At 60.3% G+C, this 12,327-nt stretch carries 9 protein-coding genes and 1 tRNA gene; 5 read left to right on the top strand and 5 right to left on the bottom strand.

The features are described 5' to 3' along the window. The first annotated feature begins 8 nt into the window (after nucleotides 1–8). Both Q1A44_RS15180 and Q1A44_RS15175 read left to right on the top strand, forming a co-directional pair. Nucleotides 9–3,371 carry a hypothetical protein gene (locus Q1A44_RS15180; RefSeq protein WP_299626954.1) on the top strand — a complete coding sequence of 1,121 codons (3,363 nt, stop codon included), beginning with the start codon at nucleotides 9–11 and terminating at the stop codon, nucleotides 3,369–3,371. Between the two features lie 15 nt (nucleotides 3,372–3,386). Continuing rightward, nucleotides 3,387–5,432: a pentapeptide repeat-containing protein gene (locus Q1A44_RS15175; protein WP_299626951.1), complete on the top strand. Its 2,046-nt coding sequence runs from the start codon at nucleotides 3,387–3,389 to the stop codon at nucleotides 5,430–5,432. Nucleotides 5,433–5,495: 63 nt separating this feature from the next. On the opposite strand, the gene Q1A44_RS15170 is transcribed toward Q1A44_RS15175, so the two are convergent. From Q1A44_RS15170 to Q1A44_RS15150, 5 genes are all read right to left on the bottom strand, one after another. Next, nucleotides 5,496–6,311: a DNA-binding domain-containing protein gene (locus Q1A44_RS15170; protein WP_299626948.1), complete on the bottom strand. Its 816-nt coding sequence runs from the start codon at nucleotides 6,309–6,311 to the stop codon at nucleotides 5,496–5,498. 6 nt (nucleotides 6,312–6,317) lie between these two features. Further along, complete coding sequence (locus Q1A44_RS15165; RefSeq protein ID WP_299626945.1) at nucleotides 6,318–7,265, bottom strand: DUF692 domain-containing protein; 948 nt, start codon at nucleotides 7,263–7,265, stop codon at nucleotides 6,318–6,320. Beyond that, complete coding sequence (locus tag Q1A44_RS15160; protein WP_299626942.1) at nucleotides 7,262–7,876, bottom strand: hypothetical protein; 615 nt, start codon at nucleotides 7,874–7,876, stop codon at nucleotides 7,262–7,264. Before Q1A44_RS15160 ends, Q1A44_RS15165 begins: the two co-directional genes overlap by 4 nt. 22 nt (nucleotides 7,877–7,898) lie before the next feature. Beyond that, nucleotides 7,899–9,737, bottom strand: coding sequence for a ferritin-like domain-containing protein (locus Q1A44_RS15155; RefSeq protein ID WP_299626939.1), 1,839 nt, complete (start codon nucleotides 9,735–9,737; stop codon nucleotides 7,899–7,901). A gap of 473 nt (nucleotides 9,738–10,210) precedes the next feature. Continuing rightward, complete coding sequence (locus tag Q1A44_RS15150; protein WP_299626936.1) at nucleotides 10,211–10,531, bottom strand: H-NS histone family protein; 321 nt, start codon at nucleotides 10,529–10,531, stop codon at nucleotides 10,211–10,213. Between the two features lie 165 nt (nucleotides 10,532–10,696). Between Q1A44_RS15150 and Q1A44_RS15145 the strand changes: the two genes are divergently transcribed. From Q1A44_RS15145 to Q1A44_RS15135, 3 genes are all read left to right on the top strand, one after another. Further along, nucleotides 10,697–10,882 (top strand): hypothetical protein, encoded by a 186-nt coding sequence (locus Q1A44_RS15145; protein WP_299626933.1) that lies wholly within the window; start codon nucleotides 10,697–10,699, stop codon nucleotides 10,880–10,882. A 240-nt stretch (nucleotides 10,883–11,122) separates the two neighbouring features. Beyond that, entirely contained in the window at nucleotides 11,123–12,061 is a 939-nt protein-coding gene (locus Q1A44_RS15140; protein ID WP_299626930.1) for a pirin family protein, read from the top strand. Between the two features lie 189 nt (nucleotides 12,062–12,250). Beyond that, nucleotides 12,251–12,327: transfer RNA gene (locus tag Q1A44_RS15135), tRNA-Asp, on the top strand.

The raw sequence follows: 12,327 nt of genomic DNA, 5'->3' as shown, positions 1-12,327 counted from the left end.
TTTTTACCATGCCCCAAGATATTGGATCGGCCAGTGCAAGCTTTCACATCGATCTTTCGGATGCGCTGGATCACGAGGTTCCGGTGCTGGTTGCGCGCGGCAAGCGTCACGTTTTGCACCGCCACGACGATGCGTCCCGCGCCAAGGCTCGCAAGGCCTTGCCGCGCCTTGCCAAGGTGTCTGATGACCGTCTGACCCACTATGCGGCGGATGTTTCCGTGCCCGCCGGTCACGTGCTGCGCGTGCATGTGAAACTGACCAAAACCGTGGTGGCGGGCGAAGTGGACAGCCCCGATATCCCCTTTCTGACCGCCATCATCGTCACGCCGGCGGCGGGTGAGGCGGCCAGCTTTGCGATCGACTATATCTCGACCGCCGAGGCGCTGGCCTTTCATCACCCCAATCTGATCACCGGCAACACCGATGCGGCCAAGGCCATCACCGACATGATGCAGCAAAACGCGGTGATCGCCGAAGGTTTCAACGCGCTTGGCACCCTGATCCGGACCCTTGGCCGTCCGTCGACCACCCCGGGGGCCGGTTGGGCAACCCTGGTGAAGTTCGAGCGTCCCGCCGACCCGTCGGTGACGGGGACGGCACCCGATGGCACGGTGGTCAGCTATCCGGGCATCAACAGCTTTTTCCTGAACCCGGGCGATGCCTATCAGGCCCAGGCAGGGCCGGTGCAGACACAACTGATGCAGGTGGCGATGAACTCACCGGCGCTGCAAAACATCAAGTGGGACGTCCAGTTTGGCACGAACACCGTGCCTGCGGATGCCCCCGATCACCCTGATCCGGTGGCACCCTCCCTTGCCGCGCAGTTGCAGCCCCTCGCGACCGTCGCGGTGACCAGTGCCGCCGATACCGCCAGTGACGACTGGACCGTCGCTGTCACCAATGGCCAGCGTACCGATGGGGTGCAGATGTCCGTGTCGGACATCAATTCGGATGCCAAGAGCTATACTCTGACCTTCACGGATCGCGACCTGCGCTATCTGGGTGTCTACGTTCAATTCTATGACGCTGAAGGGAACACCATTGATCTGACGCAGCTCGATCCGCCTTGGCAGCCGGACAATCCCGACACAACGATCAAGGTCATCCGTGCCGGTTTGGGCGACCTGATTGAATATCCCGACACCCAGTTGATCGGTTATACCAGCGGCGTGGTGACGGTGCTGGGTATCCCCACTGCCGAGGCGAGTGTCTCGTTTGACATTACAATGCCCGAAGGTGCGGTGGGGGCCAAATTCTTTGGCTCGGGCCTGGGCCTTGCAGGGTCCATGGATCATCCCAAGACCGTGATTTTCGGGGCTGCGGTCACGGTGATCATGAACATGGTTGTCCCTGCTGTGATGCTGGCGGGTGCGGCATCGGACCTGTCCAATGGCCCGACCAAGGCCGAGGTGCGCAAACAGCTCAACAAGGACTGGTGGAAGGCGATTGGCGAGGCGGGCTATTATTTCTATGAGGCGCTTACCGGTACCATCGCCGACAAGGAGGTCGACTGGGCGGATCTGATCGAAATCGCCAAGGTGCTGTTCGATCCGGTGTCGCTTGAGTTGTTGCTGTTCATCGAAGCGGAGATGGCCGCAGAAGAAGTGGCAGAGGAAGTTCCTTTTGCCGGCTGGATCCTCTTTGCGCTGAACCTGTCGGTGGGCATTGCGGAATTGGCCGAAACCATCGTCGAGGTCGTGACCTCGCCCTGGCACATTCCGGTGGGCGTCGTGTCGACCATCACCTCTACCGTATCCGTGGAACCCGATCCGCGCGCCGGTGGGGCCTATCCCTATCCGTCCGAGGCGGCAGAGCTTGTTGTCACTATGAGCTACAAGGGCGGCAAGCGCCCCGCCGTGACGGCCCGTGCCGAGGTGCCAGCGCTGAATACCGATATGCTCGCCGTGGCGTTCCCCAAGAACACCTTGGGCGGGCAGATCAAGATCGAGGTCAGCTATTACGTAAACGGGTGGACCGCGGCGCAGGCCAGCAGCGGCTGGTTCGACAATAACGAGGCCAACGCGGCCCAGATCACCCTCGCCTTGGTGCAGAACCCGATCCCGCTGGACGAAAACTCGATCTATGCCGAAACCGCGCAGCTGATTTATCAGGACGGCGCCTATGGCTACGAGACGGTGGATCAGAACCCGACTGCGACCGAGGCCGTTGCGGATACTGGCTCCAGCGGGAATGCGATTTCGGTCTGGAACGGCATCACCCTCAGCCAGCGGTATGGCATGTTGGGCTTTGCGTGGAAGGCCGCCGGGATGGGCATCACCGACTGTGTGAACGGCACCGGTGGCCAGCTTTACGCGATGCAGAACGTGAATATCCCGGGCACCAAGATGACCGATGCGGCCTTTCCGTCCTGTGGGTTCACAGGACCTACGCGCATGGTCTATGACCCCTATCCGCCCAAGTTTCTCATGGACGCCGATGGCAATTGGGAGATGACGGATACCGATCCGCCGACGCCGACGCCCGATCCGAATGATCCGGGCCTTGGGGACTATTTCGTTGATCCGCGCACGGCGGCGACCCCCACGGTTCAGGGCGGCGGCTATCATCTGCGCAGGATTGATCTGTCGACCTCGCCGGTGACCATCGACACCAGTGCGGATCAACCGAGCTATGGGCGGTTTACCTATTTCCCGACCTCGCTGACGATTCACCCGTCGGGCCATGCGATCGGCGTCAACGACGCCAATTGCAAGCTGAGCATTGTGCCGATTTCCCCCACCGGCGTCGCAGATGAAGACGCGCCGCTGGCCACGGATTTCGCCGGTCAGGCCTTGCAGGACGGGCGCGCGGGCCTGCTGTTTCGGCCCGTCGCGGTGACCTGCGCCTATGACGGCACCGTTTTGGTGCTGGAAAGCACCCATGGCAGCGACACCTTTGTGACATATGGTGCATTGGCGCGCATTCAGGCCTTTAACGTGGCGGGCGACCCGGTAAAGCGGTTTCACGACAGTAATGGTGGGTTGTCGCCATTCCTGTCGCTGGAAGGGGCGGGGGATTACACCTATCTCGACATGTGCGCAGTGGGTGACCTCAAGCAAACCTATATCTACGTGCTCTATCAGACGCCACCGGACCCGGCCGAAGGCGTCCAACCTGGCGATTACTGCCTGGCGATTTACGAATACGGCCTGAAGGCGCCGACCACCAATCCACTTGTCGTTACGACAGGGGCGTCAGCGGCCAGTATTTTCGCCGATATGTGGCACCAGATGTACAGCCTGAACTACGCCATGGTGACGGATGCCAGCGGCGCGCCAAGCGGCCCCGGCGGTGACGGGACCGGCCCCGGGGGACGCACCGTGCCTGCAATCGGCCAGTGGTTGCCCCCGTTCCCATCCACAAACACGTGAGAAAAGGAGATTGGTATGTTGATTGATCGTGTAACCCGGGCCGTCCTTCTGGCATGTGTCCCTGTGATCCTTGGCGGGGTATCCGCCTGGGCCCAAGCCGAAGACCCTCAGGCAGGTGTGCCGGTGGATGCCGCCTGCATCAATTGCGCGTTGGCCGGGGCCGATATTCCCAGCGGTACCACGCTGGAAGGCGCCAACTTTACCGGTACCGATTTCAGCGGTGCGACCCTTGCGGGCCTTTCGGTGTCAGGCAGCAGCTTTGGCTCCACCGACCTGAGCGGGTCGGATTTGTCCACCTCGTCCTTTGGCGCATTGGAGGGGGTTCCGACCTCCTTCGACAACGCGAACCTGAGCGGTGCGAACCTGTCGGGGGTGATCGTATCCGATGCGACGTTTCGGTTTGCCGACCTGTCCTGTGCCAACCTGGCGGGTGCGGATATGCGGGGGGCGCACTTCGATCAGGGCTTTGTCCGCGAGGCGGTTTCTGACGGCGGCTGTGCACTGGACGTGACAGATGCGCAATTCAGCTGCGAGGCGCACCGCCTCGCGCCCTGGCTGGTGGCGGCAGGGGCTGCGCCCAATCCACAATGCGGCACCCAAATCGCGACAGCCGCTGACGCAACCACGCTGGAATGGTCCTGTCCCGCGCTCGATGCCTCCACACTTGGGCAGGCGGTCTATGTCGCCAGCACCGGGACGGATAGTGGCAGTTGTGGCACATCGGCTGGAACGGCTTGCAAGACCATTCAGACGGGCCTCAATCAATGCAGCGGTGATGGAACAACCTGCGGCGTTCTGGTGGCCTATGGCTCTTACACGCCCGCCGATACGCTGTCATTTCCGAGCAACGACATTTCGCTGATCGGGGGCTGTCTGGCCTCCGGCGGGTCGGATGGCGACCGCTCGCAGATCAACACGACGGCAGGTGCGCGCGCGATGCTCTTTAACGCGACCACCGGCGCGACGGTCCAGAACCTCAACATCCTCGGCAGTCAACCGGGCGGTACGGACGGGACACCGTTTGTTGCGATATCCATGACGGCGCAATCGGCTGTGCATTTCGAGAACCTGACGATTTCGGGTGGACAAGGTGCGCCGGGCGCGGATGGCGTGGCCTCGACGGCGGGGGTAACGGGCGGCAATGGCAGCGGTCAGAACGGCGCAAATACCTGTAACGGGTGGACTGGCGGCGATGGCGGTGATGGCGAGACGACCGATTACTACGATGGAAAATGCCACTATTCGTGCAAAGGCAATCCGTCTTCGGATTGCGAGGGGAACAACGGGTCGGGATCGCTGGGCGGTGCCGGGGCCGTCTTCACCCATATCACCAATGCCTGCAAAGTGCTGAGCTGCCCGTCGGGCAAATATGGCGCGACGGGGGGCAGTGGCACGCATGGGACCTGCGGTGTGAACGGCACGCCCACCGCGTCCAAACGCGGCGGCGTCAGCGGAACAACCTGGGTGCCGTCAGTCAGCGCTCCGGGGACAGCCGGGGAAAGCGGCGGGCCGGGCGGTGGCGGCAGTGGCGGCAGCGCCTGTTCTCACACATTCAGCGAATATAATGGCGGTCATGGTGGCGGAGGGGCTGCCGGTGGCTGTGGCGCAACCGAAGCGGGTGGCGGCCAACAGGGCGGCGCCTGGATTGGCCTGAACGTCTCTGACCAATCCGTGCCTACATTTGCCAATGTGATCATTACCGGTGGCCTTGGGGGCAAGGGAGGCGATGGCGGTGACGCGGGTGCGGCCGCCCCCGGTGGGTCTGGCGGTTCGCCGGGGTCGGGCAGCAATGACAACGGTGGCGGCGCTGGTGGTCCCGGCGGTTGGAGTGGATCGAGTGGCGCTGGCGCAGGCGGCAATGGCGGCCCCTCGATTGGCGTCTTGTTTGCGGGCATGTCCGAATCCTCGATTGACGGGGCGCAATACATCAACGGGCAATCCGGGGATGTGGGCAAAGGCGGCCAACCGGCAAATAACCCCAGTGGCGCACCCTGTGCGCCGACGGACCCGGCCCTGCCTGGTTTGCCTGGCGATATCCTTGCGGTGGTGAGCATCCAGTAGGATGAAGAGTGTGTGACCTCGATGCGGGTGGCAGCCCGCATTGAGGGCTTTCTCGTCTTTGGCCTATGCTGCGGGTGGCTGTTTCACAAAGAACCCAGCATCGATCCAGCGTTGTCGTGTGGCGCTGCCCGCATCCCACCCGCGCCTGACATCCGCGTCGCTTTGACCAAGGGCATGTGAAACTGCGCTGAGCGCCGCGGCCACGTTTTCGCCTGCGCATAAAGCCTGCAAAAAGGTGAAATGCGCATGAGATAACGGCACAGTCGTAGTCTGGTAATTTGCGCGCAGCACGGCGACGAATGAGGGGCGTTCCGACGGAATTGGAGGGTCGGAGGCCGCGCGCACGCCATGAAAATAACTTGAAACATCGAAGCCGTATTCCGCCACGGTCAGGCTGGGTTGTACGGCCAGGGCGCTGTCAGGCGTGGCGAGGTCAGCCATTTCCAAGCCGCTGCTTTCCACCCCGTCGCAATCATGAGCGACATAGACTTGCCGTTCGAACCGGGCCAAGTCGATCAGAAAGTCGATCCAGGTTTCTTTTTCAGCGGCATCCTTGTCGGGGCGTTGATCTGCCAGAAACCCGGCAAAGCGGCGGCCCAGATCGTGCAACGTATAGCTTTCTGGGGGCAGAGCGGCGACGTAGGTTTCGACAAAATCATTGAAGAGCGCCGCTCCCAAAGCATGGCAGGTGGCTGGAAACTGTTCGCGCATGCAGGCCGCCAGCCGCAAGGCATAGCTGCGCTGGTAGATCGACAGGGCCTGTGCCGCATCCAGATGCGCCATGGGCGTCAGGAAATCAGCCGCCCGGGCCTGGCTTTCGCTGCCCGGTGCCAACAACGTACTGTGCATCCAGCGCTGGACTTCGCTCAGTTCGGTCATGGGCCGCTATGCACCGTCCGCCAGATGCGTGACGTCGTCAATGCCGGGCACCAGAAACTGGACCGGGTTCGAGACGTTGGCCGAGATCGCCGTGCTCCGCTCTGCCACCAGATCCTGAAAGGCGCCGTCGCGGTAGGCCTTGGATTTCAGCAGTTCGGCATGGCAAGTCTCAAAGTCGGGGATATTGCCGTCCCATTCCAACAGCGTGGCCACCCCGCCGGTCATGGCGCAGGCCAGGGCATAAAGCTGCCACACCTCGGGCCGGACCGGCTGGTCATGGCTGTCGATGATATGCGTGCCCAGATCGGTATGGCCCGCCAGATGCATCTGTACGACGCGGTCCATCGGAAAGGCGCGTAGGTAGGTGGCGGGGTCCGTCCCCGCGTTGACGCAAGACACATAGACATTGTTGACATCGAGCAGCAGGCCACAGCCGGTCCGCTCGGCCAAGGCGCGCAGGAATGCAGGCTCGTCCATGGTGGTGGCGTGAAAGCTCACATAAGTGGATGGATTTTCGAGGATCAGGGGGCGACCCAGATAGTCCTGCACCTTGTGCACCCGTGCCGCGATGTGGTCCAGCGTTTCGGCGTTCAGGGGAACAGGCAAGAGGTCATGGCTGTTAAGCCCCATGACCCCGGTCCAGCACAGATGGTCACTGACCCAAGCGGGCGACACCTCTGCCGTCAAGGCCTTGAGGCGTGCAAGATATTCCATGTCCAGCGGATCGGTGGACCCGATCGACAGCGACACGCCGTGCAGCACCACTGGGTAACGTTTGGCCACGCGGCGCAGCACGTCGCGGGGGCGGCCGCCACTGTCCATGAAGTTTTCGGATATCGCCTCGAACCAGTCGACTGCGGGCCAATGGTTCAGGATATGCTCAAAATGGACATTGCGCAGCCCAAGGCCCAGGCCCAGTTCAGGCAGCGCCGCAAGATCGCTCGCCCGCGTCATCCGCAGCTGCCGCCACCCGACATCCCGCTGGACCCGCAGGCCGCAAAAGACGATTGCTCGCCCTCGGGCATGGTGGTGATCCACGCATATGTTGGCCCATCGGGAAACTCTGACGGCGCGTCTTTGGGGCTTTGCGGCGTGTGTCCTTTGGTTGCTTTGCTGGGATCAAAGCTTTCCTTGAAAACGGCGCGCGCACGGTGCCAGACGCTGGTGCCACGATAGGCGCCTGTGGTGATGAACCGCTCAGCGTTGATCGGGGTCGCGCAGGATCCCATCGACCGACAGGCATTTGCACCGGGGCGGTTCAATTCGCTTTCGGAGCCATAAAGCCCGCACCCACCCTGATTGGCGCAGTTGTTGTTGGTGTGACAGCTGTGCATTTGCGTGGTCGCGCAATAGCCTTGCCCGGCGCAATCGTTGGGCGCAAATCCGGGCGCGCCGTCCATGCCATAGCGGTCTTGGCCTGCGCAGTTGTTGAGCCCCATGCAGGCGTGCAGTTCCTCGCCGGGCACGGGCACCCGCTTGAAATCGGCCGAGGGTTCAAAGGGCCGGGTGGTTGGGGTGCCACACGCGTTGCTGGCGGCGGTTTTGGTTTGGCAATCGTTGCTCATGATAACGCGTCTCTCTTTCGTCTCAGGCGTGGGTTTGGGGCAGGTTGCCCACCCAGTAATCGGCTGTGTTCGGCAAGTTCATGGAGTGTTTGCCATCCGGGCTCAGCTGATCGACTGACCGGTCCACCAGCTCTTTGACCCGCGTTGACGAAGGGTCCAGCACATGGGCGGCGGCGATGGCCTTGTCGCCAAGCACCTTGAGCGCATCAAAAGCCTGTTCGCGGGTGCCGAGGCTGAGGTTTTCGAACGTGGGCGCGCATGTTTTGCCCGCATGGGGGCCTGAGGGCAGGGGCGGCAATTCGCGCATGTACTGGATGTATTTGTCCATCACCCAGATCATCGACCGGTGCAGCGCCTGATTGAAGAACAGATGTTGCGGATCAACGCCGCCGGTCTCTTCGGCCCCGTTGGAGGGCACCAGATAGATCGTTTCCGACAGGATCAGCATGTATTGGAACAGCCCCGAGAGGAAATCGTTGATCTCGGAATAAGGCTGCGGATATTGCGCCGAGACCGGGCTGTTGGGATAGTCATAGACCACGCCGCCCGACACCAACCCGCTGGCATCATATTGCTCCTGGGTGGCCGCCTGTGTCTTGAGTTTGTCGATCTCGTCCTTCATCCAGGGCAGGGCCCCCGCCATCATCGGCAACTGCTCGACACTGTCCTCAAAGGCCGAGAACCGCGATTGCAGGCGCAGGAATTTCCAGAAATGGCTGTCTTCGGGGGTGTAGTTGCGCCATTCGCCATCCTTGTCATGCTGGCTTCCCGTGCTTTTGCCCGTGGGTTCGGTGGTCGCGGCCTCTGGCAGGCCATACCCCTCACCCTGTTCGCAGATGGTCGCAAGTGCGGTGAAGGCGTCCTGTTTGGACGAGACGGAAATCAGCTCTTCGTCCTCTTCCCAATCCTTCGAATGATCGCCTGAATGGCTGTCGGGTTCGTTCATGTAGCCAGCGACATAGGCGGCATTGGGCAAGGTGCCCGGCGCTGGTTTGTCCTTGGGATCGGTCGGCTTGGGGGCGGGTTTGGCCCGGCTGAATTTCTCGGTCGGATACATCGTGTCGACATTGTTCGGCGCATAGTTAAAGGCCTGGATCTGGCAGGCACGTGCGCCGTTGGTAAAGTCGTCATCAGTGATCAATGAGGACGCGATAAGGCAGCGGATGTAGGAATAAAACTGGCCAATGGAATTCCAGTTTTCGTCCGAGGGCCAGCCAAACTCCTTGAGGAATGCGCCATAGTCGTCACCATCAATCGTGTCTTCGCTCAGGTCGCTGATCCGTTTGTCAAATGTCCCTAACAGTGTGTCTACATCGGCAATCTCGACGCCTACCGGTTTCATCGGATATTCGATTTGCAGGAAATGCCACATCTGTTCAAAGCTGAAACCGCGCAGCGGAATGTGGGTATCCACATCTGTCGGACCACCGGGGCCGGGCGGGCCCACTGGATTATGATGCGGCAGCATTGTCGGGTAATATCCGGGTGCATTCATATAGAGCGTCGGCGGTTTGCCCGTCAGCGCAAAATAGATGTTGCTGGACAAGGACATGTGCAGCATCTCTTCGACCGCGACGGACATAATCGCACCGCCGGCATTATTGGCAAATTTTGAACTTGGCTTGAGGTCCTGGCCGTTTGTTTGGGTCCGGTTGATCGAATAATAGGTGTAGAGGTAAATCGGGATAGTCGCCAATTCGACGGAAACGGCGGCCTGCAGGTCGCCTGCAAGCCGCGTTTTCACCTGATCGCGCGACATGGTCAGATTGATAACGAAGACCATGAATGTTTCGGAGGCAGAGAGATCAAGCTGATCTTTGGCGGCGCGCGCATCTTGCCAAGCCTGTGTAATGTCTTTCACCAAACTGTCCTTTCCAGAGTTGCAAGCTTTCGCGGTCATTGGGCCGGTGAAACATGGTCCCGGAACCGCAAGATATGAAACTTGCCAATCGTTTAAATCTGATCGACCGGCCCATCGTCGTGACATGTGGCAGTCTGATAAAATCAGAGCGAAAAATGCTCTTTTTGATGTTCCCCCGACGTGATCCCCAAGCGAGCGTGGCCTGAAAATCCAAGGCACTGCTCAACTATGGGTAGCGTGGCAGCAGTTGAAATCTATTTCAACAGTTTTTCGCAGGGCCCTCGGGTGCGGTCTGATCTGGCAAAGTGGGCAGGCCGTGCTGATACGCAAAAGGGCGGCCCGTTCGAGGCCGCCCTTTGTCACATGGCATGTTACCTGCGCCCTGTGCAGATGATCCATTCCCAGCTGATCAACGCGAAGGGTATCGCGTGTCGTTTCTGACGTAGTATGTCGGAACGATTGCGCCTGTCGGGTTATTTGACGATCAGCAGGTCGTCCATTGATTTGCCATTTGCCACGGCGTCCTTCACCCAATTCGGTTGACGGCCCCGGCCCGTCCACGTCATGGCGGGGTTGTCGGGGTGGCAATATTTGGGTGGCGCTTTGCTGCCCTTTGTTTTGCTGGCTCCAGTAAGTTCGCCCAGAGCAAAGCCCATTTCAGCGGCTTTGGCTTCGACAGCGGCCAGTGCTTCTTTACGCTTGCGCGCTTGGAATGTGCTGATCGCTTTGGTTGCTTTCTTTTGAATGGTCTTCAGGTCTTCGAGCGACAGTTCATCCCAGTTGATGTCGGTCATGGATTTGTCCTTTGTTGCGTCTCCAATTCTTCGGCTAGTGCAAATAACGGCTCGTCGCAATAACAAGAATGCGCACTTGCATTTATTCACGTTCAACGGGCGTTTTTACGCCGAGGGCGGTTTGTAATCGCACGAAAACAGCAGGTTATGACGCCGATACGCGTCATGACTTTTGACCAGGTCGTTTTAATCATGTGTCGTTGGCAATTCGTTTTTTTGGATCAAGAGCCAGAAAAAGAACGTCTATTTAAACAAGTTCGCGGCCTTTCAACCGCAGGCCGGTTTGTATGGGCAAGTCTAAAGGCGGCGGGCTATGATGACTATGTCGTTTCTTTTGAACGGCTGATTTGAGCAGGCTGAACAGAGAGTGATGTCTCGCGTAGGCCCGCGCAAAGCATCGGCATTCAAAGTTCAAAAGGCTGCCTTGCGGTTTGAAAGAACGCAATCGCAAGTGTTGATTGATACTTTCGAGCATGCTCTGCCCCTCCGCCTTCTCTGCGCGTATTTGCACCAAAGCCCTCTATTCTTACCGGTTGCGTGCGCATCCTATTCAGCTATCTTTGGACCAACCTTGATATTGGAGAGCCTGAGATGAGCTGGAATCCCGCCCTTGATCCCGATTGCCCAAAAGGCGACGCGGTAGATGCCATTGAAACCGTAATCGTGCCCCGCGCCCGTGATCTTGGCGGTTTTGAAGTGCGCCGCGCCTTGCCTGCGCCCAAGCGCCAGATGGTTGGACCGTTCATATTTTTCGATCAGATGGGACCGGCAGAGTTCGTGACCGGCAAGGGCATTGACGTGCGTCCCCATCCGCATATCGGTCTGGCCACGGTCACTTACCTCTACAAGGGCAAGATTCATCACCGCGACAGTGTGGGTACGGATCAGTGGATCGAGCCGGGCGCGGTCAACTGGATGGTTGCAGGCCACGGGATCACCCACTCCGAACGAACGGATGGAGAGATCCGCCAAAAGCCACATGATCTGTTTGGTATTCAAACCTGGGTGGCTTTGCCCAAGGATGCCGAAGACGATCCGGCCGCCTTCGAGCATGCGCCCAAGGATACGCTGCCGTTCCTGGAAGGCGAGGGCAAGGAAGTGCGCTTGATCCTTGGCGACGCCTGGGGCGAGCGCGCGCCCGTTCGCACGGCCTCAGAGATGTTTTATGCCGATGCCGTTCTTGAAGCAGGGGCCAGTATTCCCTTGCCGGACAACCACGAAGATAGAGGCGTCTACGTGGTTCAGGGTAGTATCGTCGTGGCCGGCGAAACCTATGAGGCGGGCCGCATGATGGTGTTCCGCCCGGGCGATCGCATGTCGCTGACCGCAGGCAATGCCGGTGCGCGCCTGATGATGCTGGGTGGCGCGACACTTGAGGGCTCGCGCCACATCTGGTGGAATTTCGTGGCCTCGTCCAAAGAGCGGATCGAGGCGGCAAAAGAGGCATGGCGGGCCGGAGACTGGGCCCACGGCCGCTTCCAGCTGCCACCCGGGGACGACGCCGAATTCATACCGCTGCCCGACAAGTGAGAGGTGTGGCGGATATCACATCCGCTCGACCGGCCTTTGGCTCAGGGGGTCTTGTCGTCGCGATGTTGGCGGCCCGTCATGGCCGTCTTGGGTGATGGTGCCACACCATAATCCGGATTTCCTGCGCTTTCGCGCAAAACGCCGCTTGACGCGCCTTCGGACCGCCCATATTACGCCAGAACGCAGCGGGCGGTTGTAGCTCAGTTGGTTAGAGTACCGGCCTGTCACGCCGGGGGTCGCGGGTTCGAGCCCCGTCAACCGCGCCA

The sequence above is a fragment of the uncultured Tateyamaria sp. genome, assembly GCF_947503705.1.
Taxonomy (GTDB): domain Bacteria; phylum Pseudomonadota; class Alphaproteobacteria; order Rhodobacterales; family Rhodobacteraceae; genus Tateyamaria.
This window is presented reverse-complemented; position numbering and strand designations above follow the sequence as displayed.